The organism is Vibrio cyclitrophicus (assembly GCF_024347435.1).
In the GTDB taxonomy this organism is placed as follows: domain Bacteria; phylum Pseudomonadota; class Gammaproteobacteria; order Enterobacterales; family Vibrionaceae; genus Vibrio; species Vibrio cyclitrophicus.
Window position 1 is genome coordinate 2,353,541 of the sequence record NZ_AP025480.1, and the last position, 23,994, is coordinate 2,377,534.

Consider the following 23,994-nt stretch of genomic DNA (forward strand, 5'->3'; position numbering starts at 1 on the left):
GAATAAAAAAAGCGACCTTAACGGGTCGCTTTTCTTTTGGTTATTCTTCTTAAACTAGCTAAGAGATTAAGATTTCTGCATACGCTTTTTCAGTCGAGCTAAGTCAATTTCACTAGAGCGAACAGTCAACTTAATACACTCGTAATCGTACTCTTCTTTAACCACACTCATGTTTGAGCGAATCTCACCGATGATGCCTTGGCCAGAATAAGGAATCGTGATCTCTTCTTCGATCATGCCCTCTTCTGCAACACCAACGATGTACTTGTGCAGTTTAGTGATATCTAGCGGATCACGAGTCGACGTTAGCATCGCATCTGGGAATTCTTCGATCAGCTCTAATTGCTGCTCTTCAGTCAATCTATCGCACTTATTCAGCACTAACAGTTTTTCGCTGCCTTCAACGCCCACTTGTGCTAATACATCGTGTACCACATCAAGCTGTGCACGGAATGAAACGTCAGAAGCATCAACCACATAAAGCAGCAATGAAGCATCATGCGCTTCTGCTAGCGTTGAGTGGAATGAAGCAACCAGATCGTGTGGCAGTTTCTTGATAAAACCCACCGTATCTGAAACAAGGATACGCGGTTGAGTAATTGGCTGAAGTGCACGAACCGTAGTATCTAGCGTTGCGAACAGTTTATCTTCACCCACCACTTCGGTTGCGGTCATTGCTCGCATCATCGAAGATTTACCGGCATTGGTGTAGCCAACTAAAGCAACAGTGAAAAGCTCCGCACGCCTTGTGCGTCGGGTCTTCATTTCATCTTGTACGCTTACTAGCTCACGCTTAAGCGCAGCAATTTGGTCACGTACGTTACGACGGTCTAGCTCAAGTGAAGTTTCACCGGCGCCCTGACCCATTTGACGCTCTTTATCACCCTCAGCCGTTTCACGCAGTCGCGGCACTAAGTAGTTTAGACGAGCGATATCAACTTGCAGACGAGCAGTACGAGTACGAGCGTGACGGCTGAAAATTTCGATGATGATACCAGTACGGTCAAATACTTCCACACCCAAACTCGCCTCAACAGTACGCATTTGAGATGGACTTAAATCACAGTCGAATACCACAACATCAGCGGCACCGTATTGGAAGTTGCCCGTTGGAAGATCATCAAAATCTAACTCATCGATTTCAGAATCAAACAAACCCGACTCATCAAGAAAGTCTTCATCTTCAGCTTCTTCAATAGAGCCTTGGTAACCAGTTAGATGTGCAATTTCGGCAAGCTTACCTGCACCCAACACATTCTGTCTTTGAGATGAACTGTGGTGTTGCGATTGTGTACCGACGACTTTAAACCCTAGGGTTGTCACTAAGCGAGCAAGTTCGGCAAGAGACTCTTTTGCTTCGTCACCTTTAAAATCCGGTGTCGTAATAGAAATAAGTAAAGCGTTATTCGCCGCTGGTTTTGCTGTTAGTTTCATGTATTCTTCTGTTTATGCACCAAGGTGCAACCTAGTTTTTGGTCTAAAGTAGTGTGATCCTACGCGTTTCTACGTCAGCTTTATAGAGCTAAGGGATACTAAATCAAGATATTATTGCAGTAGAAGCATATATATCGTTTATCCCTCTGTTTTTATAAGGGATAAAAAGCAAGTATAGACAACGAAAAAGGCAGCATCACATTACTTATTAGTAGTTGGTGATACTGCCTTTGATTTAGACATGAACTTTGATTGTTAAACTAACTCAGCAACTAGAAGTCGATTCTCGCTTCGGTTTGAGCATCGAAGAATACCGCCTTTGATAAGTCAAAATGCAGCGGTGCCATTTGACCAACCGATACTTCAAACTCTGGCGACAAACGACACGCGACTTCTTGATCGTTCACTTTAACCATTGCGATGGTATCTGGCCCTGTCGGTTCCAGCACCTCCAGTTGTAAGTCTAGCTTTGTGGAGGCAGAAACATCATCACTTTCTTGCTCGGTAATGTGCTCAGGACGTAGCCCTATCACCAATTCCTTGCCATCTTGGTCGCGCATACTCTGTGGCAATCGAATGTGGTGTTCTTGTTCGGCAGTGCCCACAACCTTAATAATTGGATTCTGTTCCTCATCCAAATCCACCATGGTCTTAATGAAGTTCATTGATGGTGACCCCATAAAGCCCGCTACGAACATGTTGTTTGGCTTGGTGTAGATCTCTTGTGGAGTACCGAGTTGCTGCAGTTCACCGTCTTTCATTACTGCGATGCGATCTGCAAGAGTCATAGCTTCGATCTGATCATGGGTTACATAAACAATCGTGGTATTCAGCTTCTGGTGCAAACGTTTGATCTGGTGGCGCATTTCAACACGCAGCTTGGCATCCAAGTTAGAAAGCGGCTCATCAAACAGATACAGCTTAGGACGACGAGCCAAGGCGCGCCCCATCGCGACACGTTGACGCTGACCACCAGAAAGTTGCGACGGTTTACGATCCAGCAACTGTTCGATTTGCAGCATTTCAGCCACTCGGTTTACTTCTGCATCGATCTCGTCCTGTGGCATCTTACGGATCTTCAAACCGAAAGCGATATTGCCGCGTACCGTCATGTTTGGGTAAAGCGCGTACGACTGGAATACCATCGCAATATCGCGATCTTTAGGTTCTACCTGCGCCACGTCTACACCATCAATTACAATCTCACCCGAGCTAATATTCTCGAGCCCAGCGATGGTGTTCATTAGGGTGGATTTCCCACACCCCGAAGGGCCGACAAGTATCAAAAATTCCCCCGAATCGATACTGATGTCGATGCCCTTTAACGTTTCGTTGTCCGCGTTGCGATAGGTTTTACGGATCTGTTTTAAATCTAATGTTGCCATGGGTAATTATCCTTTTACTGATCCTGCCGTTAGGCCACGAACAAAATATTTTCCTGCGAAGACGTACACCAACAGCGTTGGCAGTGCGGCGATGATCGCGGCAGCCATGTCGACGTTATATTCTTTAACGCCTGTGCTGGTGTTGACTAGGTTGTTTAATGCCACGGTGATCGGCTGAGTTTCTGAGCCCGAATACACCACCCCGAACAAGAAATCATTCCAGATTGCGGTGAACTGCCAGATCACCGTCACCATGATGATTGGCGTTGAGATCGGTAATAAGATCTTGAAGAAAATGGTAAAGAAGCCTGCACCATCCAGTTTTGCCGCTTTGATCAATTCATCAGGAATCGAGATATAGAAGTTACGGAAAAACAGGGTCGTAAACGCCATGCCGTAGATAACGTGCACGATCACCAGACCAATGGTCGTGTTAGCCAAGCCCATCTTGCCAAGCATGGTTGCCATCGGCAGTAGCACCACTTGGAACGGAATGAAGCAACCAAACAACAGCAAGCTGAAGAACAGGTTCGAGCCTCGGAATTGCCATTTCGTCACTACATAACCATTGAATGCACCCAACAATGTTGAAATCGCAACCGCAGGAATCACCATTTGGAACGAGTTCCAGAAATAGCCTTTGATACCTTCACATTTCACGCCCGTACAGGCGGTATCCCACGCTTTATACCAAGCATCGAAAACCCACTCTTTCGGCAAGCTCATTAAGTTACCCGCCTTGATGTCAGGCAGAGTTTTGAATGACGTCAGCGCCATTACAAACAGTGGCATTAAATACACCAAGCAGAAGAAAAGCAGTGCTGAATAGATAAAGATTCGAGCAAAATTGATGTTATTCATCATGACTTTTTCTCCCTAAGTTCAGAGTAAAGATAAGGCACGAGAATCGCTAAGATACCAGCAAGCATCATCATGGCACTGGCAGCACCAAGGCCAATTTGTCCGCGAGTAAAGGAGTGGGCGTACATAAATAGCGCTGGAAGATCCGATGAATAACCCGGGCCACCCGCCGTCATTGCCGTCACAAGGTCAAAGCTCTTAATTGCAATGTGTGAGGTGATGATCACCGCACTGAAAACCACAGGGCGCAAGCAAGGTAAAATGATTTTGAGATAGATAGTGGGTAAGCTTGCCCCATCGATTTGAGCCGCTTTGATGATTGAAGAATCGATGCCACGCAGACCTGCTAAGAACATCGCCATCACGAATCCAGAAGACTGCCAAAGTGCTGCGATAACCAAGGTGTAAACGGACATTTCAGAATTGACGAGCCAATCGAATTTGAAGTCAGTAAAGCCCCAGTCTTGCATCAGCTTTTCAATGCCAAGACCCGGGTTAAGAATCCATTTCCACGCCGTACCCGTCACAATGAATGACAACGCCATTGGGTAGAGATAGATAGTACGAATCGCGCCTTCTTGGCGGATATTTTGGTCAAGCAACACAGCCAAACCAACACCTAACAAGATAGCAATCGCCATGAATAGAAAACCAAACACACCGAGGTTGGTGATTGAGGTGATCCAGCGATCGTTATCCATCAGCTTTTCATATTGGGTTAAACCAACGAAGTTAAAGCTCGGCAGAAATCGAGAGTTGGTGAACGACAAAGCTGCCGTCCAAAATATATAACCGTAGATACACACCACGGTCACTAACGCAGTTGGCGCCAGCACAATTTTAGGTAACCAATGTTGCAACCTGTCAGCAAAACTCGGTTTCGGTGCCGGCTGGCTCCTTGTGGGTTTTGGAGTCGACTCAGTCAAAACATGCTCCATAACTTATCCTTGTTGCACAATCGAGCCAATGGCTTACCTTTCGGCACCACATCAGCATCACGCATATTAGAATTGGGAGTGAAGAGCAGATAGGCTCCCTACGAGCCTACCCACCCTGGGGGTTCGATAAAGCAACACAACCCGACACTCACGTGCGTTGTGTGTCACTTATCAAGTTTGATTAGATAGCCGCTTTCACTGCTTTTGCTAACTTAGCTGCCGCTTGTTTCGGATCGGCATCTTTCTCATTGAAGAAATTGGTCACTACGTCATAGATAGCGCCTTGAGCGTAGCTTGTTGTCGCTAGGCCGTGAGCCATACTCGGAACAAGATCGCCCGATTCAGCACTTGCTTTGAAGGTTGCCATTGAGTCCAACGCACATTGGTCAAACTTAGACATATCCATATCTAGACGTACAGGGATAGAACCTTTGTTAAGGTTAAAGACTTCTTGGAAATCTTTGGTAAGAATGGTTTTCGCTAGGTCTTGCTGCGCTTTTTGGTTCTCTTTGTCACTTAACTCAAAGAACGCAAAGCTATCGATATTGAAGGTAAATTGGCCGTCAGTACCTGGAGCTGGTGCACAGATGTAATCTTTACCCGGCACTTTACCTGCCGCAGTAAATTCACCTTTCGCCCAGTCACCCATGATTTGCATCGCGGCTTCGCCATTGATAACCATTGACGTTGCTACGTTCCAATCACGACCGGGAGAGTTGCTGTCGATGTAGTCACGCATCTTTTTGAACTTGGTGAAGACTTCCACCATCTTGTCGCCAGATAACACATCCATATCAAGATCAACGAACGCTTTGTTGTAATCTTCACTGCCTAATACATCAAGTGCTACTGCTTCGAATACCGTCGCGTCTTGCCAAGGCTGGCCACCATGAGCCAGTGGAATGAAGCCAGCCGCTTTAATCTTGTCTGCAGCAACAAAGAACTCATCTAACGTAGTTGGAACCGTAACGCCTGACTTTTCTAAAACAACAGGGTTAGCCCAAAGCCAGTTAACACGGTGAACGTTAACAGGAACCGCGACATATTCACCATCCCACTTCATCACTTTAGTCACTACTTCTGGTAGTAGTTCATCCCACTGTTCTTGTTTCGCTGTTGCATCGAGAGACGTTAGAAAACCTAAACCACCCCACTCCTGAATATCATGACCTTTGATCTGCGCTGCAGATGGTGGGTTGCCTGATACTGCTCGCGTTTTTAAAACGGTCATCGCACTTTCACCGCCGCCACCAGCCACTGCAAAGTCTTTCCAAGTATGGCCTTGTTCTTCAATCATCTCTTTCAGTACCGCAGCGGATTTCGCTTCGCCACCGGCAGTCCACCAGTGAAGCACTTCCACTTCACCAGCTTGAGAAAATGTTGAGGCAGCAAGAAGAGATAGAGTAAGTAGGGTTTTATTGATTTTCATTATAATCTTCCATGTTTAGCGGACTCGACGTCCGGTTCAATAAAGAGTCTACTTATTTTGATTTTTAGGATTGAAACAAAAGGTAAGACTTATGTAACACAATTGTTACATTATACTTCTAAGCCTCTTGGTATATAGACTTTGGCTTCTAGGCCACCATGAGAGGAGTTGCGAATAATGAGATCTCCGCCGTGTCCATGCAGAATGTTTCGACAGATCCCGAGGCCAAGTCCGTGTCCTTGGTCATCGGTTGCGAGCCTAAAGTAGGGTTCGAAAACCAACTCTAACTTGTCTTCAGGGATACCCTTACCGTGATCTTGAATCGTCACAACCACCCATACAGAATCACTACCGATATCTACCTCAGCTGATTTCCCATATTTCACCGCATTATCTATGAGGTTGGTCAGCACACGTTTTATGGCTAATGGTTTGGCGACTAACGGTTCAACCACGGACGGCTCAAACTCAACTAAGGTTTGATGTTGGTTGTGCAGTTCAATTACAGAGAGCATCATCTCGTTGAGATCGATAATGGCATTGTTTTCATGAAGGTCTGTGTCTCTCACAGCCTGAAGAGCACCTTTAACCATCATCTCAAGCTCATCAAGATCTTTATTGAATTTGTCTTTCTTTACTTCACTTTCCAACAATTCTGCCCGTAACCTGAGTCGGGTGATAGGTGTCTTTAAGTCATGAGAAATAGCAGAGAAAAGATGTTCACGGTCGGCAACATAGCGACGAATCCGTTGCTGCATGCGATTAAAAGCTCGGGTCGCGGTGACCAGTTCTGTTGCCCCTTCTTCGTTAAGCGGAGGCTGCTGAATATCCATACTCATTTCATTAGCCGCTCTTGCTAACTTTTTGAGAGGACGCACTTGGCGACGAATCATAAAATAGGTAAGTACAAGCAGAATGAGCGTTGAAGATACTAAGAAAATCACCTGTTCCCGACCGAGAATTGTATCGTCGAGCTTTACATAAGGCGCAGGCAACAACGCCGCAATATAGACCCATTCATGGCTCTTTAATTCTATTTGGACAACCAGAATAGGAGGATTGAGAGGTTCTAACGTTAGAGTATGATGTGCCCACGATCGCGGGAGGTCGCTTAAATAGATATCATTTTTAAGCAAACGAAGATGCTCAGGTCGCGAAAAGTCGACCCTTACCGATTCGACTTTATTGAGCTTGCTACTTAAAACACTTTCTATCGCTTCTATCGATGCGGTTTTTAAGCGGGTGTCAGGGATAGGCTCAACAATCAAAGCCTCTTTATTGAAAGAAACGAAGAAGCGCGTACCGCCCATATTGCGGATCTGATCTAATACGATATGACGATACTTGACGGGCAAAGATTGGAAGAAAGTCACCGTTGAGGCAAACATGTTTGCCATGCTCGACGAGGCAGAACGAATCCCCTCCAGTTCTTTGTGTTTGGATTCGCTATACCAAATAGATGTAGCGATACCTTGAGCAATCACAACGGCTAACAAGGTCAGCAACAATGTTCTTGCGACCAAGGAGTTTGGTTTTAATCTACTCAACCACTTCATGCGAGATACTTTATCCGGAATACTTCATTGGAAATGACTCTATTAGCATTAGTTCATTAACAGTAAGTCATGCTTAGTGTTCATACTGAACAGGCACAGCGAGAATATAGCCGTTACCGCGCATGGTTTTGATGTAGTGAGGATATTTTCCGCTATCGCCCAATCGACTTCTCAGGCGACTAAGCTGTACATCAATGCCACGTTCAAAAGGCAGCGCTTCACGACCTCTAGTAGCAAAAGATATGGTGTCACGATCTAGAACTTCGTTTGGACGAGTTAAAAACAACATTAACAATGAAAAGTCGCTGCCCGACAAGTCCATCTCTTCTGAGTTTTCATTGTGAGAGATTCGATGCGCGAGCGTATCGAGAGTCCAGTCACCAAAAATGATCTGCTTTGGTAGTGCATCGCTTGGCTTGTCATCCACCACTTGAACACGTCGTAATAACGCTTTAATACGAGCCATTAACTGACGAGGGCTAAACGGTTTGGCGATGTAGTCATCGGCACCAATTTCTAAACCGATAATCTGGTCGGTTTCATCCGATACCGCCGTTAGCATGATGATTGGCACATTGGATCGTTTGCGGACTCGTTGGCACAAGGTAAAACCATCATCACCGGGTAGCATCACATCAAGCAGAATCAGATCTGGATAACCTTGCTTTTGCAAGTGAGCTTCTAGTTCAACACCATCTCCCACAGAAGAAACATCGAAACCAGATTTTGTGAGGTACTCTTCCAGCAGTTCGCGGATTTCTTGATCATCATCCACCACGAGAATTCGAGTATTTGTTGGCATCGCCCAAACCTATTAAATTTACAACTTATTCACATAGTGTATAGGCTGGCCGATTGTTTGATTATTGACATGTTTGTAAAGTTAGAAGAACAAACAGATAAAGATCACAACTTAGTGACCTCTATCTGAATCTTAACGGCTCAATCCGCTATTGGTTAATTATGACGAGCAGCTGATCTCCATGGCTTTGCCCCACTCAGGAGGTAGAGCCGCTAGATGTTCATAGTCCGGATGTTCCGCATAAGGGTTTGCAAGCACCACCATCAAAGCGTCAATGTCGCTACTATCACCGCGCTCAGCTTTATCGATAGCTAGTTGAGCTAGATAGTTTCTGAGAATGTATTTCGGGTTTACCTGTCGCATGTTTTCGCAGCGCTTTACCACTGAACTCTCTTCTAATTCGCAGCGCTGTAAATAGTTATCTACCCATAGCTTCGCGGCCTCGCGATCGATAACCAAATCAATCACGTCTTGAGGCTTCAATGTATCTAGGTTCGACAGCGTTCTAAAGAACCTTGGGTAATCGACTTTGTTTTGCGACATCAGCTCGAACATAGATTCAAACAAACGACTGTCGCCCTCTTGTTTCGAAAGCAGCCCTAACTTACGACGCATCATCTGACTGAAATAACCGTTCATTTGTGGTTCGTACTGCTCTAACGCCGCCTCTAAATCGGCCTTATCCACCAACGGAGAAAGTGAGTGAGCCAGTGCCGATAGGTTCCACAATCCAATTCGAGGTTGCTGATTGAAAGCATAACGACCTTGATAATCGGAATGGTTGCAGATCAAGCGAGGATCATATTCATCAAGAAATGCAAACGGGCCGTAATCGAAGGTTTGCCCGATGATCGACATGTTATCGGTGTTCATCACCCCATGAGCAAAACCATTCGCTTGCCACAAGGCCACCATTTCTGCGGTGCGGTCAACAATCAGGTTAAACATAGCAGCGTAAGGTTTCTCAGCATCCAAACACTCAGGGAAGTGCCATTCAATCACTTTATCGGCCAACAACTTATGCTCAGCCAATTGATTGGTATAAAAAAGGTGTTCAAAATGACCGAAACGGATGTGTGATTCAGTAGCACGCACCAACAATGCGCCCCACTCTTGCTTCTCGCGGTAAACTGGCGTGTCACTGGTCATCATGGCTAATGCACGTGTGGTTGGGATATTAAGCCCTGCCATTGCTTCACTACACAGGTACTCACGTACAGTTGAACGAATAACAGCGCGCCCGTCACCCATACGAGAATAAGGCGTTTTACCTGCACCTTTAAGGTGTAAGTCGAACGTTTCACCACATTTAGCAACAACTTGAGCTAATAACAACCCTCTTCCATCACCTAAATCAGGGTTATAAGAGCCAAACTGATGGCCAGCGTATTTCATTGCTACTGGTGAGAATTGATCAGGTTCAACATTGCCCGATAACGTCTCAAGCAATTCCTCAGAAGCATCTTCAAATGACGGAAAGCCGAGTTCATTCGCAAGGTTATGGTTCCATGAGAGCCATTGAACATTACTGAGCGGTGTAGGTTGAATTGGGGTATAGAACAGTCGAGGTAATGCAGTAAATCGATTGTTAAATGAAATAGAATCCCAGACAGACATGAGAGGCACACTGTAGATAAAAGATAACTTAAGATTATCACAGTTTAGTAACAACTTCAGATTGGCTTACGTGTCTAGTTTGTTGAGCGAAAAGGACTTGACTGCTTTGCGAAGAGAAAAATTAGGTGGCTAGACTGATGAGAAGAGCCACATTTACGAGAATAAGAGTTCTGACTTTGAAGACTTTTTGAAAAGTGTATTCATAATAAAAACTGAAAATATAGAGCCGAAAAGCAGGCTACATTAGAGCGAGAATACCCAGAAGAGAAAGAGTAGAGAAAATCCAAGTACGACTGATTACGCCAAAGTTACTGTGTTGAATCATTTCTTGATGCTGCATATGTCTCTCCTTGAGAACGTGATGGTGTAACACCAATATATCGACTTTATGCCGATATCAGCAAGCACATTAATATTAACCTTTTATTACAGCATCAAGAATATTCCGTAATCATTCACCTCTATTATAAAACAGAAAGTTATGCTCGGCTTGTCGTCGAAAGCAGTGCACCAGCACCAATAAAGACACCACCAGTCACACGATTAAAAACCTTGGCTCTACCTTTAGCGAACAACCAATTAGATGATTTAGCTCCTAGATAGGCGTAAACCAATAACCAAGATAACTCCATCACAGCGAAGGTCAAAGCGAACACAGCAAACTGAGGAAGAAGTGCTATTGAAGGATCAATAAACTGTGGGAAAAGTGCGGTAAAAAACAAAATCGCTTTAGGGTTACTCGCACCAACAATAAAACCACTGACATAATGCTTTGCAGCGCTCTCTTTAACAGATTGAGAATCTGCTTTTTGATTCGATAATTTGTCATAATCTTGCTGGCTAGAACGTAATGATTTCCAACCAAGGTAGATAAGATAGGCAGCACCAGTCCATTTGATAATGTTAAAAACCAGTTCCGACGAAGCGATAATCACACCCAAACCGGTAAACGATAACGTAAGAATTCCGGTAATCGCGGTCAAGCTACCCAAGGCAGTAAATATTGATAACTTAAAACCAGACTGCACACCCTTGGTCATGCACAATAAAGAACTTGGCCCAGGTGAAGCTGTCAGTATCAGCACTGCTAGTAAATAATAAATCCATGTATCAAAACTCATCGCGAATTCTCCTTAACTCACTAGAACGTCTAAATATTAAGCATCAATATGTAATAATTATTCATATTAAGCAACTAAATACTGAGCGTAACATCTTCGCTCTAAGCGCAAACAGCCTCAATGTGGACAATAAAAAACGCCATACATTGCTGTATGGCGTTTGAATTAATACCGAGAGGGTTTATTCAGTTGTTAACTGATATCCCTATCTAACTAAAACGGTTTAGTCTTTGTAGATTGAAAACTCACCTGCACAAGCCACTAACTGCTCGCGAGTGATCATGAATACGCCATGGCCACCATTTGAGAACTCAATCCAAGTGAATGGAATCTCAGGGTATTGGTCCATCATGTGAACCATTGAGTTACCCACTTCACAGATCAAGATACCATCATCAGTTAGGTAATCTGGTGCGTTAGACAGAATACGGCGAACCAGTTTAAGGCCATCAGTACCCGCTGCTAGGCCAAGTTCCGGCTCATGAGTAAACTCTTCCGGTAGGCTGTTCATATCTTCTTCGTCCACGTAAGGTGGGTTCGATACGATCAGGTTGTATTTCTCTTTAGGCAAATCACGGAAAAGATCTGAACGGATTGGGAATACTTGTTGCTCCATGCCGTGATCTTGAACGTTCTGCTCTGCAACTTGTAGTGCATCCGTCGAGATATCAATCGCGTCAACTTCAGCATCTGGGAAAGCGTGAGCACATGCGATAGCAATACAACCACTACCCGTACACATATCCATGATACGAACTGGTTCTTCAGTTAACCATGGTTGGAACTGAGCTTCGATCAATTCACCAATTGGAGAGCGAGGCACAAGAACACGCTCATCAACAAAAAACTCAAGGCCACAGAACCAAGCTTTATTGGTTAGGTAAGCCGTTGGTGTACGATCATTGATACGCTTGATCACACGTTCAACGATGCGTAAACGCTCGCTGCTCGTTAGACGAGAGTTCATAACGTGCGAGGGAACATCAATCGGTAGATAAAGAGTAGGTAAAATAAGTTGTACCGCCTCATCCCACGCGTTATCAGTGCCGTGACCATAAAATAGGCCCGCTGCGTTAAAGCGGCTAACAGTCCAACGAATCACATCTTGAAGCGTGTGTAGTTCTGATACCGCTTCTTCTACAAAAATCTTATCCAAAATTGTCTCCGAAAAGCGCTACAATACTGCTAATTACGTTTCTAATTAGAATTCATAACCTGATGAGCAAAAAAGACACCGACTTTGATGACGATTTCGCCCTGTTCAACGATGCAGTAAAGGGCGTTAAAAAGTTGCAACAGGATACCATAGTCCAGCAGCCAAAAAGAAATGCCAAACAAAAAGAAATTACTCGAACGGCAAGACAAGCCAGCGATAGCGAGTTTTATTTCTCTGACGAGTTCATTCCGCACCTTAGTGAGGAAGGGCCAACACGCTATGCGCGTGATGATGTCTCTAAATACGAAGTCAAGCGACTGCGTCGCGGTGTTTACGTGCCTGACGTGTACCTAGATATGCATGGTATGACACAACAAGAAGCAAAGCGCGAACTAGGAGCTATGATTGCTCACTGTATTAAAGAGAGCGTAGCTTGTGCTTGCGTGCAACATGGTATCGGTAAGCACATTCTTAAACAAAAAGTGCCTTTGTGGTTAGCACAACACCCAGATGTAATGGCTTTTCACCAAGCACCTTTAGAATTTGGTGGTAATGGCGCACTACTGGTTTTGCTTTCAATTCCTGAGAAGTAACTCTCATTTACTCGACGGGTTTACTTGTTACCGATTAACTCCTTCCCCCAAAGCCAAAACAACAAAGGGCACCTCAATATGATTGAGGTGCCCTTTCTATTTATCTTTGCTTATTGTTGTCTTTAGGATTTCACCAAGCTTTGTCAGCCTATGGATTAATGTTCCAAAGCAACTCGCCCTTTTGTGTCTGAAGGTCAAATTCAATACAAGCTAAACCAGAAGTCGGAAACATGGGCGGTGCCATGCCTGTCGCAAACTCTGCGGTTAAGTAGCCAACTAGAGGTAAATGAGAAACAAATAAAATGTTCTCTAGTTTTTCTACTTCAGCCATAGCTAAAGCCAAATCAAACACATCGTCGGACATACCATAAGGGGTAATATCATCACAGGTTTCTACTTTTTTTCCAGAAAACGCCTGAGAGATCTCTAACCATGTTTCTTGTGCCCTTAGATATGGGCTCACAAGCACTTTATCGAACTGGCTGAACCCTTGCTCATTTGCAGCTTGTGCCACCGCAAGAGACGCCATTTTGCCGCGCTTCGTTAACGCTCGTTCTGCATCCGAGTTAGCAAAATGTTCTGCTTCACCGTGGCGCATTATGAATATTTTCATGTTCAGTCCTGTCTACGTAACATTTCGAAAGTCGATATATCCCATATCAGCGATACGCTACTTAGCGTTTGGCTCTCAATCCAGAGAATCCGCAGTCTATATAAATAATTATATCAAGTCACTTGCTAAAGAGTCCGACTTTCTTAACAATCTTATTAAAAGAAAATAAATCACTGATAAAAATCGATAAAAGTGATTTAGAAGTCGCCAAAAAGCTCTTGATATCCCAAAATATGAACGCAAGGTTTGCACCTCAAATCATCACGTACATAATTTAAAAACCACCTTCTCTGGAGATGCTTCTGTGCATTTAAGCCCTAATGATGAACATCAATACCGTTACCTAACGCTAAATAACGGATTGCGAGTAATGTTAGTTCAAGATCAAAACGCTCAAAAAGCTGCAGCCGCACTCGCCGTTAATGTTGGGCACTTTGATGACCCTGCAGACCGAGAGGGGTTAGCTCACTACTTAGAGCATATGCTATTTTTGGGAACTGAAAAGTATCCAAAGGTCGGAGAGTTCCAAAGTTTTATCAGCCAACATGGCGGTAGTAACAACGCTTGGACCGGAACAGAACATACCTGCTTCTTTTTTGATGTCGAATTGAATGCATTTGAAACAGCACTCGATCGATTCAGCCAATTTTTTACAGCACCACTTTTTAACGAAGAAGCACTAGATAAAGAACGCCAAGCGGTGGATTCTGAGTACAAGATGAAACTCAATGATGACTCACGACGCTTGTACCAAGTTACCAAAGAATTAGTGAACCACAATCACCCATTCTCGAAGTTTTCTGTCGGTAATATCGATACGTTAGGCGACAGAAACGGTGAAACAATTCGACAAGAGATCTTAGCTTTCCACCAGCAACAGTACTCTGCAGATTTAATGACACTGACATTGTCTGGCAACCAATCATTAGATGAGATGCAAAGTTGGGTGGAGAATCGTTTTAACTCAATCACCAATCACAATCTACAAGGTAAAAAGGTTGAAGTGCCTATTATTGGCGAGTTAAGCACGGGCGTACAGGTCCACGTTGAGCCGATAAAAGAAGTTCGCAAACTGATTTTAACCTTCCCGATGCCAAGCATGGATGAGCACTATGGTATTAAGCCATTGTCATTCTTTGCACACCTTTTAGGTTATGAAGGGGAAGGTAGCTTGATGATGCAGTTAAAAGAGAAAGGTTGGATAACCTCACTCTCAGCTGGTGGCGGCGCAAGCGGCAGTAACTATCGTGATTTCACTGTGAGTTGTTCATTGACCATCGAAGGTTTGACTAAAACAGACCATATTATCCAAGCGGTGTTTCAATACATCAAACTGATCGAACAACAAGGCATTGAAGAGTGGCGCTATTTAGAAAAGCGCGCGGTTTTAGAATCTGCATTCCGCTTTCAAGAACCAGCACGGCCACTCGATGTTGTCAGTCACCTCGTGATCAACATGCAGCACTACCAAGAGCAAGACGTGGTGTATGGCGATTATAAAATGTCGCATTTTGACGAAGAGTTACAACGTTCTTTGCTTTCTTACCTATCTGTCGAAAACATGCGTGCGACCATCGTTGCTCAAGGTTTGGAATACGATAGAGAAGCAAAGTGGTACTTTACGCCCTACTCGGTCACGCCTTTCAGCACAGAGCAAACTCAGTGTTTTATGTGCATAAATCCCGGTTGGCAGTTTGAGCTACCCAGCAAAAACCCATTTATTTGCTATGACCTCGATCCGGCTGAGATCGAAGGCAACGCTGAACACCCACAACTATTGGAAGAGCTTGACGGCTTTAAACTATGGCACCTGCAAGACCATCAGTTTCGAGTGCCTAAAGGTGTCGTATATATTGCTATCGACAGCCCTCATTCGGTAGCTAGCCCGAGAAACATCGTAAAAACTCGCCTATGTGTAGAAATGTTTTTGGACTCACTTGAAAAAGATACCTATCAGGCTGAAATTGCTGGTATGGGTTACAACATGTATACCCATCAAGGCGGCGTGACTCTAACTCTTTCTGGGTTCAGCGAGAAGCAGCCACAGTTGCTCAATATGATCCTTGAACATTTCCAAGCTCGTAACTTTAGTCCAACACGCTTCGAAACGATCAAGCATCAATTGCTCAGAAACTGGAACAACGCATCGCAAGATCGTCCTATTTCTCAGCTATTTAATGCGATGACTGGAATACTTCAGCCAAACAACCCACCCTATTCCGTTTTGATAGAAGCCTTGGAAACGATAGAGGTCGATGAGCTTTCTTCCTTTGTTCAAGCTATCTTGGCAGAACTGCACGTAGAAATGTTTGTGTATGGCGATTGGCGACAAGCTGATGCTCATAAGATGGCTGAAACACTTAAAGATGCACTGCGTGTTCAAGATCAGGCTTACGAAGAGTCATTGCGTCCATTAATCATGCTTGGTGAAAACGGCAGTTTCCAACGTGAAGTTGTGTGTAATCAAGATGATTCGGCAATTGTGGTTTACTACCAATGTCCGGATATCTCACCTAAAAACATTGCACTGTATTCGTTGGCAAACCACTTGATGTCAGCTACGTTCTTCCATGAGATTCGCACCAAGCAGCAACTAGGCTATATGGTCGGCACTGGCAACATGCCGCTGAACCGGCACCCAGGTATTGTACTTTACGTGCAGTCGCCTAATGCAGCTCCAGCAGGCTTGTTAGCTTCTATAGATGAATTCCTCAATGCCTTTTATATGGTGTTGTTGGAACTTAATGACTATCAATGGCACAGCAGCAAGCGCGGGCTTTGGAATCAGATTTCAACGCCAGATACGACTTTACGAGGTAGAGCTCAGCGCTTATGGGTTGCGATTGGCAATAAAGATTTGGAATTCAACCAAAGGGATCGCGTACTAGAAGAGCTCAAAGAGCTGACTCGCTCGGACATGATGCGTTTTGTGGTCAGTCAACTTAAACCTCGTACGGCAAATCGTCTGATTATGCACGCGCAAGGTAATGCACACCATGAAGAAGAAAAGCTGTCCGCAGGTGTGGAAATAGGCTCTATTGATGAGTTTCAGTTACGTCCGAAAGATACTGAACTTGGCTAGTAATTCTAGATAAAAAACCGAAGGTTGATGCGGATGCATCAACCTTTTTTATTGGGGCAATATAAAAGCAGATCTCCTATTACGCTCCTTCGTCGCTTTAGGAGATGACGATAGTTTTGATTGAGATGTGTTTGCCCTCTCATTTATCAACGCAATAACTTACTTTTTGTCTCTCGCTCGTTATTCCCGAGAAAGAGGAACAATTGAATCGAGAATCTCATTCCTCTCGCTCACCCATAAAACAGAAAAGCCCGCATCAACTTGATGCGGGCTCAATAATTAGCGTACTAGAGAGTTACTTATAAAAAGACTCATCCAAACCAGCACGTGTCAGTAGGCCATCACATGGTGCGAAACGATCACCGTACTTCTTAGCGAAATCGTTCATCATCTCAACCAGTGACTTAATGCCCACTTGGTCCATATAACGGAAAGGCCCACCTAAGAATGGCGGGAAACCAATGCCGAAAATAGCACCGATATCACCGTCTCTTGGACTACGTATAATACCATCATCCAGGCAGCGAACCGCTTCGTTTAGCATAGGAAGCACACAGCGCATTGCGATATCGTTATCGCTCAACTTAGGATCTGGTTGTAGCTTAAGCAGCTTGTAAACTGACTTATCGACTTCTTTCTTCTTACCTTTGTAAGTGTAGAAACCTTTACCACTCTTACGACCTTTACGGTTGTCATTTAAAAGAATATCGAACACATCAGGGCCTTGGAAACGATCGCCGAGTTCATTCACTAAAATCGGAATAATCTTCGCTCCGATATCAACACCTACCTCATCTAACAAGGTAATTGGGCCAACCGGGAAACCGAAATCCAGTAACACGCTGTCAAGTTTTTCAATCGGCTCATTCGCCAGTAACAAGTGCGCAGCTTCATTCATGTACGGAGCAAGAATACGGTTCACATAAAAACCAGCCGTGTCTTTAACAACAATCGGGGTCTTGCCTTGCTTCTTCGCTAATGCCACAACTGTCGAAATCGTCTCTTCTGACGTTGTTTCATGAGGAATAACTTCAACCAATGGCATTTTATTTGCTGGGCTGAAGTAGTGAAGGCCCACAACGTTTTCTGGTCGCTGTGCCTTCTCTGCAATCTTGTGGATTGGCAATGAAGAAGTGTTGGTCGCAAAAATAGTCTCAGGTTTCGCATTCGCCTCAATGTCGGCAATCATCGATTGCTTGAGATCAAGGTCTTCAAATACGGCTTCAATCACGACATCGGTGTGATTAAAGCTCGTAAAATCGATGCCACCAGAAAGCTGCAGCATTTTGCTTTCAAGTTCAGCTTTACTCAAAATGCGACGTTTACGCTGCTTGTCGAACAACTTAAAGTTGTAGTTAAGTGCGTTCAGAACGCCTTCGTTGGAAACGTCTTTAATGCGAACCGGCACTTTAGCTTTAGCAACACTAACATGGCTAATACCAGCCCCCATTAGGCCACCACCCAACACCCCAACACGCTTAACGGCTTTAGGCTCTGCGTCTGCACCGTGCTCTTTTTTCATTTCAGTGGTTGCGAAGAAAATCGAACGCAGGGCTTTGGATTCCGAAGTCATCACCAGCTCAGAGAAACGCTTTGCTTCATACTGAAGGCCTTTGTCGAAGCCGTTCTCGAGGCCATAACGAATTACATCAAGAATCGCATCTGCTGCTGGGTAATTGCCGCGTGTTTTCTGATTAGTTTTCTTAGAAGCTTGTTCGAAAATCACTTTACGACCAAGGCCATTACGTGAAATTAGCTTTTCTTTAGTTGAAGCCTGATTTTGAGACGCTAGGCGTTTGCCTTTTTTGCTACCAGCATTCTTTTCAACAAAGCTTTTAGCCACTTCGAGCAAGATAGTTTCCGGAACACAAGCATCGACTACACCTAAAGATTTTGCTTTCTTAGCACGCAACTGCTTACCCGTAAGGATTAAGTCCAGAGATGGCAATAAACCAATAAGGCGAGGAAGACGTTGTGTGCCGCCCGAGCCGGGCAACAAACCTAGTTGGACTTCTGGCAAACCAAGACGAGTCTTGTCTGAATCGGTACATACGCGATAGTCACAGGAAAGAGCTAGCTCTAAACCACCGCCTAAACAAGGGCCATGTATCGCTGCAACCACTGGATAAGGCAAATCAGATAATGTTTGGAACATCTCTTGCCCTTGACGGGCGAGGGACTGTGCTTCATCAGCGGTTTTACACGCATCAAGCATTCGCACATCAGCACCAGCGATAAAATTATCTGGCTTCAATGAATGTACGATCAAGCCTTTAACTCGACTTTGCTTTTCTTTTAGCTGCTCAAAAATAGCTTTCATTTCTTCAGCAAAAGCGGCTTGCAGTGTGTTCATTTTCTCGTTTGGCACATCGATCGCAAGCCATGCAATATCTTGATCATCGATACTCAGAGAAAACGCTGCTTTCTTATTGGTTGGTTCACTATTTTTCGATTCAATGGCAGTCGCTGAGTCTGGTTGAGTGACTACTTCTTTTTCTTTTTTTGCATCAAGAGTCGTAGACATTATTCTACCTCCAAGATCATTGCTGCACCTAAACCACCAGCCGCACAAGCTGTATTCAGTGCCAAGCCGCCACCGCGACGTTTCAATTCACGTAATGTTTGAGTCATCATACGTGCACCAGTTGCTGCAAACGGGTGACCATAAGCAATTGAGCTACCCAGGACGTTGAACTTCTCCATATCAATCTCACCGATCGCTTTGTCACGATCTAAATTCTTCTGAGCAAATTCATCGCTTGCAAACATTTTGACGTTAGCCAGAACTTGGGCTGCAAATGCTTCGTGCATCTCGATCAACGTCAAATCTGAAAGCTCGAGGCCTGTGTTCTTCAACACTTGAGAAGTCGCGTAAGTTGGACCCATCAACATATCTGTTTCAACACCAATCGCTGAAAACGCATAACCACGGATATAACCAAGCACTTCTAAGCCTAGTTCTTTTGCTTTGCCTTCTCGCATCAACATCACTGCTGCACCACCATCAGTAAGCGGTGTCGCATTGGCTGCAGTAACACTACCGTACTTTCTATCAAATGCTGGGCGTAATTTAGCGTAACCCTCAACGGTTGAGTCGTGGCGAATATTGTTATCTTCAGCTAGGTATTTTTTATAAGGTGCTGGGAATGCAGTCATCACTTCATCTTTGATTTTCCCCTCTTTCCAGGCTTTAGAAGCCAAAGAATGAGATCGATGAGCGAGTGCATCTTGCTCTTGACGAGTAATGCTATGGGTTTTAGCCATCTGCTCTGCTGTTTGACCCATTGAAAGGCCTGTTGAGTACTCAGCGACAGCTGGTGGGACTGGCATTAGATCTTTCACTGAAAGCGTTTTAAGAATCTTCAGCTTTTGACCCATAGTTTTCGTTTTGCTTAACGCCAATAAATTTGCCGCCAACTTCTTAGAAACACCGATAGGCAATACAGAAGAGGAATCCGCACCACCGGCAATACCGACATCAATCGTGCCCGCCATAATGCTCTCAGTCACGTTAACCGCCGCTTGAAAGCTAGTTGCACAAGCTCGTGTCACACTGTACGCATCGGTATTAATATCCATGCCGGTGCCAAGCACAATTTCACGTGCAATATTTGGCGCTTCTGGCATCTGTACCACTTGACCAAACACAACTTGTTCAATTAGCGCAGGATCGACATCTGTTCTCGCAAGCATTTCACTCACGACCATTTTGCCTAAGTCGACCGCAGGCACTTGACTAAATTCAGTGCTCTGACGAGCGAATGGGGTTCGTAATCCAGCGACAACGGCAACACGTTCTCCAGAACGGGTTTTGACTTCCTGTTTGCCCATGGTTTCTCCTTAAAGTTAAGAGGTCTGACCTGAAGCATTGTAAAGAAGTTGTTAATTAAATCAAACAAGCGTTTAAATAAACGTGATACGAGTATCTCACTGTTTGAAAATTTAACTGTACCTTCAGGCGAACCTTTTGGGGTGAAAGGTTGTCCTAAGAGACTAAACTATTGTTAAAGGGCACTGTTACTACAGTGTTTGGGGATTGTTTTCTTGAGGCAAAAAAAAACCACACAAAGATGTGTGGTCGGAATGTATATAAAGCAATTAACTTAACGCCAATTGAAATAATCAGTTTCCTGATTAGGAGAAAGTAAAGTCAGCCTTCAAAAGGAAGTGTCGTCTTGCTCAACATGCTAGCCACGAATGACTAACTAGACGACAAGGTGTACTATAGCTTGTTCGAAGCCTTAGATTTTGAAGTAGATCAATTTTCATTGTGATTTTACGATTTCCAGTAAATCGGTAACTCTAAAAACGAAACACAATATAAAAACAAAGCACAACGTATAGAAGACAGCTATACACAGAGCAATTATGGAGGCTCGTGTGTCGATAATAAAAATGTTTGGAAAGAAAACTGCCAAGCGTCCGGTCAACTCTGATATGGACAAACAAAGAAAATACGAAGCACTCGTGCGTGCCTATCATCGTGACCTGTTTCGCTACGCCTATTGGTTATGCAAAGACAAAACCGTTGCCGAAGACTTAGTGCAAGAGACTTGCCTTCGTGCATGGAAGTCACTCGATAGCCTTCAAGATGAAAAAGCCGCTAAATCTTGGCTAATTACCATCTTAAGACGCGAAAACGCGAGACGCTTTGAACGCAAACAGTTTGATCTGGTTGATATCGACGATCATGGTAATGATGCTAGTGTCAGTGACGACCCGCATCACCAACACCAATGGTTGCAAGCTCAGATCATGAAACTTGAAGTTGATTACCGTGAACCACTCTTTCTACAAGTCATTGGTGGATTTAGTGGTGAAGAGATTGCCGATATTCTCAATCTCAACAAAAACACAGTAATGACACGTTTATTCAGAGCTCGAAATCAGTTGAAAGAGATGCTGGATACAGAAGAGGCAGAGAGGGGGCAACATAATGGATGATTTAGAATTTCGTCGTCGTGTTTTGTCGGAACCTAAACAACGAACACCAGATATTATCAATGCAGTAGCAAACAGCGAAGCCAATAGTCATTTCTTAGACGATGTACTATCGCTTGATAAGCAGATCCATTCAGCAATGAATGTGGATGTGCCAGATGATCTTGCCGATCGCATTCTATTCAATCAGACCTCAAGCGAAGAGAGTAAAGTCGTAAGACCTAATTTTGCTCGTCGAGCAATGGCGATGGCCGCTTCAGTGGCGTTTGTTGCGGGCTTATTGGTTGGACAGGTTAATTGGGGAAACGCACTGGTTGCTCCAGCTCAAGCAAGTTTGGTCGATACTGCGATGAAACATGTTGTTGATGAAAAAAGCTTTGTGAGTTCAATCGACGAACAAGTGACATCACAACAAATCAACGCAAAAATGAATCCATTTGCTTACCAGTTTGATGAGGCATTCCCTTATCATGTCTACTACCTGAACCACTGTGGTTTCGGGAAGTCCAATGCAATGCACATGGTTTTCCAAGGTGAAAAAGGCAAAGTAACGCTATTTTTAACAGGTATTCCAACAGACAAATCTGTCGACTTTGACGAAGAAGGCATGTCTGGTTCGGTAACACCGATCGATAACAGCAGCCTGATCCTCGTAGGTGAAGATGGTGAGAACGTTTCTAAAATCGCCGAAAAGCTGACAAAAATCATCAAACCTATGGGCTAACACACCTCTAAAGCCCCGTTCCCAAAAGGCCCAGCAATTATACTCTTGATATTGCTGGGCTTTATTTATAAACAAATCACAAAACCATTCACCACACCAATACCTCTAGAGTTAAAACTCTAAAAAACAGTATTTCTCACCATTTTCGTGCCAGATAGGCGTCATTTCCATAATTTTCCACTCAAAATTCTCAATGGTCGGATTTGTATATCGTATACTTGCGAATAGGATCAGCCACCATTGAGCAATTGCTCAAATTAATCGCCCTGTAGAGGCGGATATATAAAGGAATAAATGAATGACTACCAACAACACGCGTCTGTTTAAAAAGTCTCTTTTAGCAGTAACAATTACACTGGCGTCTTCGCAAGCGATGGCAGCAGGTTTCCAACTTAACGCACAATCAGCAACTGGCATCGGCCGTGCATTCGCTGGTGATGCAGTAATCGCAGATAACGCGTCAGTAATGGCACGTAACCCTGCAGCAATGGCACTGTTTGACAAAACTGAGCTATCTCTTGGTTTTGAAAGCATCACTTCAATGATTGAAGTTAAAGATACAACTTACACTTCAGCACCTGGTGGTGTTTCCGACGTAGATGATGTAGGTGACACCTCTATCGCACCCAATATCCACCTTATCGTGCCTGTAAACGATAAATTTGCTTGGGGTGTGAATGCATACTCAAACTTCGGTACTAAAACTGAATTCTCAGATAACTATGAAGCATCTGAATTTGGTGGTTTGACTGATGTAATGAGTATCAACTTTGGTCTTGCTGGTTCATATCGCCTAAACGAGCAGTGGAGCTTTGGTGCTGGTTTAGACCTTATTTACGGTCAGGGTACAATGAAGCGAGAGGCATTCAGTGGTTCACAGGTTGCCACACCTCTAATTGACGTAGATGAAGCTGATGGTTGGGCTGTTGGATTTAACCTAGGCACTGTCTATGAACTTGATGAAAATAACCGTTTTGGTCTAGCTTACCGTTACAGTCCAGAGTTGACGGCTAAAGATGATAAAGGTCAAGAGATTACACTACCATTACCAGATATGGTTGAATTCTCAGGTTTTCATAAACTTGAAGACACTAAATTTGCTGTGCATTACTCAGTACAATGGATCGGCTGGGGTGACTTCGACCAAATCGAATTTAAGAACCTTTCACAAGGTGCAATTCCAGGCTCATATGACAAGAATTATCAATGGCAAGACGGTTGGCACTACGCTATCGGCGGTACTTACTACCTAAATGACACTTGGACACTACGTACGGGTTATATGTATGACACGAGCGCACAAGACTCAGTAACATCTATCTCAGTACCAGATTCTGACCGTCAATGGTTCTCAGCTGGTTTCACTTACCACATCAATACAGCATCTAATGTAGACTTTGGCTTTACATACCTACTAGGTGATGATGTTGATGTTAAAGAAACTGGTATTGGCGGACAACTAAACGGCACTACACACGCTGATGCAATCCTACTGGGCCTGCAGTACAGCCGTAGCTTCTAATATAATCGAAGTTAATAATCTCAAAGGGTCGCATTACGCGACCCTTTTTTGTTGTCTAAACTACTGACTAACTTCGATTTAAGCTTACAGTTGTAGGCTGCAAAGGCAAAGTATGCCTACAAGTGTACGCTCAAATTTCGCAACACGGCCGAAACATTTAGATTATTTCTCTAATAATTAAACACATTTACTCATTTAATCCCTAAAACACTGTTTTATT

General features: G+C 44.0%; 18 protein-coding genes. 5 read left to right on the top strand and 13 right to left on the bottom strand.

What is annotated here, in order from left to right:
• Window positions 1-66: 66 nt before the first annotated feature.
• The 10 genes from hflX to prmB form a co-directional block, all read right to left on the bottom strand.
• A complete protein-coding gene (hflX, locus tag OCW38_RS10300; protein ID WP_010439465.1) occupies window positions 67-1,434 on the bottom strand; it encodes a GTPase HflX in 1,368 nt (455 codons plus the stop codon).
• Window positions 1,435-1,706: 272 nt separating this feature from the next.
• The gene (locus tag OCW38_RS10305; protein ID WP_010439463.1) at window positions 1,707-2,819 is read right to left on the bottom strand and encodes an ABC transporter ATP-binding protein; all 1,113 of its coding nucleotides are present in this window, start codon (window positions 2,817-2,819) and stop codon (window positions 1,707-1,709) included.
• Window positions 2,820-2,825: 6 nt separating this feature from the next.
• Window positions 2,826-3,683 (bottom strand): carbohydrate ABC transporter permease, encoded by an 858-nt coding sequence (locus tag OCW38_RS10310; protein ID WP_009848502.1) that lies wholly within the window; start codon window positions 3,681-3,683, stop codon window positions 2,826-2,828.
• Window positions 3,680-4,618: a carbohydrate ABC transporter permease gene (locus OCW38_RS10315; protein ID WP_010439457.1), complete on the bottom strand. Its 939-nt coding sequence runs from the start codon at window positions 4,616-4,618 to the stop codon at window positions 3,680-3,682. The genes OCW38_RS10310 and OCW38_RS10315 overlap by 4 nt, the downstream gene beginning before the upstream one ends.
• A gap of 181 nt (window positions 4,619-4,799) precedes the next feature.
• The gene (locus OCW38_RS10320; RefSeq protein ID WP_004736057.1) at window positions 4,800-6,047 is read right to left on the bottom strand and encodes an ABC transporter substrate-binding protein; all 1,248 of its coding nucleotides are present in this window, start codon (window positions 6,045-6,047) and stop codon (window positions 4,800-4,802) included.
• 110 nt (window positions 6,048-6,157) lie between these two features.
• On the bottom strand, window positions 6,158-7,603 hold the full coding sequence (locus OCW38_RS10325; protein WP_046209530.1) for an ATP-binding protein: 1,446 nt from the start codon (window positions 7,601-7,603) through the stop codon (window positions 6,158-6,160).
• A 73-nt stretch (window positions 7,604-7,676) separates the two neighbouring features.
• On the bottom strand, window positions 7,677-8,405 hold the full coding sequence (locus OCW38_RS10330) for a response regulator (RefSeq protein WP_010439451.1): 729 nt from the start codon (window positions 8,403-8,405) through the stop codon (window positions 7,677-7,679).
• A 159-nt stretch (window positions 8,406-8,564) separates the two neighbouring features.
• Window positions 8,565-10,022 carry a protein adenylyltransferase SelO gene (locus OCW38_RS10335; RefSeq protein ID WP_065099479.1) on the bottom strand — a complete coding sequence of 486 codons (1,458 nt, stop codon included), beginning with the start codon at window positions 10,020-10,022 and terminating at the stop codon, window positions 8,565-8,567.
• Window positions 10,023-10,501: 479 nt separating this feature from the next.
• Window positions 10,502-11,143: a LysE family translocator gene (locus OCW38_RS10340; protein WP_010439447.1), complete on the bottom strand. Its 642-nt coding sequence runs from the start codon at window positions 11,141-11,143 to the stop codon at window positions 10,502-10,504.
• A gap of 223 nt (window positions 11,144-11,366) precedes the next feature.
• Window positions 11,367-12,299, bottom strand: coding sequence for a 50S ribosomal protein L3 N(5)-glutamine methyltransferase (gene prmB, locus OCW38_RS10345; protein ID WP_065100445.1), 933 nt, complete (start codon window positions 12,297-12,299; stop codon window positions 11,367-11,369).
• A 62-nt stretch (window positions 12,300-12,361) separates the two neighbouring features.
• Between prmB and smrB the strand changes: the two genes are divergently transcribed.
• Complete coding sequence (gene smrB, locus OCW38_RS10350; RefSeq protein WP_010439442.1) at window positions 12,362-12,892, top strand: endonuclease SmrB; 531 nt, start codon at window positions 12,362-12,364, stop codon at window positions 12,890-12,892.
• A gap of 148 nt (window positions 12,893-13,040) precedes the next feature.
• Here the strand turns inward: smrB and sixA are convergent, their stop codons facing one another.
• Window positions 13,041-13,505: a phosphohistidine phosphatase SixA gene (gene sixA / locus OCW38_RS10355; protein ID WP_065100446.1), complete on the bottom strand. Its 465-nt coding sequence runs from the start codon at window positions 13,503-13,505 to the stop codon at window positions 13,041-13,043.
• Window positions 13,506-13,809: 304 nt separating this feature from the next.
• On the opposite strand from sixA, the gene OCW38_RS10360 reads away from it, so the two are divergent.
• Window positions 13,810-16,587, top strand: coding sequence for an insulinase family protein (locus OCW38_RS10360; RefSeq protein WP_261893964.1), 2,778 nt, complete (start codon window positions 13,810-13,812; stop codon window positions 16,585-16,587).
• A gap of 295 nt (window positions 16,588-16,882) precedes the next feature.
• Here OCW38_RS10360 and fadJ read toward each other — a convergent pair whose 3' ends face one another.
• Together fadJ and fadI are read right to left on the bottom strand one after the other, a co-directional pair.
• The gene (gene fadJ / locus OCW38_RS10365; protein WP_065100447.1) at window positions 16,883-19,111 is read right to left on the bottom strand and encodes a fatty acid oxidation complex subunit alpha FadJ; all 2,229 of its coding nucleotides are present in this window, start codon (window positions 19,109-19,111) and stop codon (window positions 16,883-16,885) included.
• Complete coding sequence (gene fadI / locus OCW38_RS10370) at window positions 19,111-20,418, bottom strand: acetyl-CoA C-acyltransferase FadI (RefSeq protein WP_010439432.1); 1,308 nt, start codon at window positions 20,416-20,418, stop codon at window positions 19,111-19,113. The genes fadJ and fadI overlap by 1 nt, the downstream gene beginning before the upstream one ends.
• 564 nt (window positions 20,419-20,982) lie before the next feature.
• Between fadI and OCW38_RS10375 the strand changes: the two genes are divergently transcribed.
• The 3 genes from OCW38_RS10375 to OCW38_RS10385 all read left to right on the top strand — a co-directional run bounded on the left by OCW38_RS10375 (window position 20,983) and on the right by OCW38_RS10385 (window position 23,774).
• The gene (locus tag OCW38_RS10375; RefSeq protein WP_010439430.1) at window positions 20,983-21,531 is read left to right on the top strand and encodes a sigma-70 family RNA polymerase sigma factor; all 549 of its coding nucleotides are present in this window, start codon (window positions 20,983-20,985) and stop codon (window positions 21,529-21,531) included.
• Entirely contained in the window at window positions 21,524-22,252 is a 729-nt protein-coding gene (locus tag OCW38_RS10380) for a DUF3379 domain-containing protein (protein WP_065100448.1), read from the top strand. Before OCW38_RS10375 ends, OCW38_RS10380 begins: the two co-directional genes overlap by 8 nt.
• A 298-nt stretch (window positions 22,253-22,550) precedes the next feature.
• On the top strand, window positions 22,551-23,774 hold the full coding sequence (locus OCW38_RS10385; RefSeq protein WP_016796969.1) for an outer membrane protein transport protein: 1,224 nt from the start codon (window positions 22,551-22,553) through the stop codon (window positions 23,772-23,774).
• Window positions 23,775-23,994: the final 220 nt, after the last annotated feature.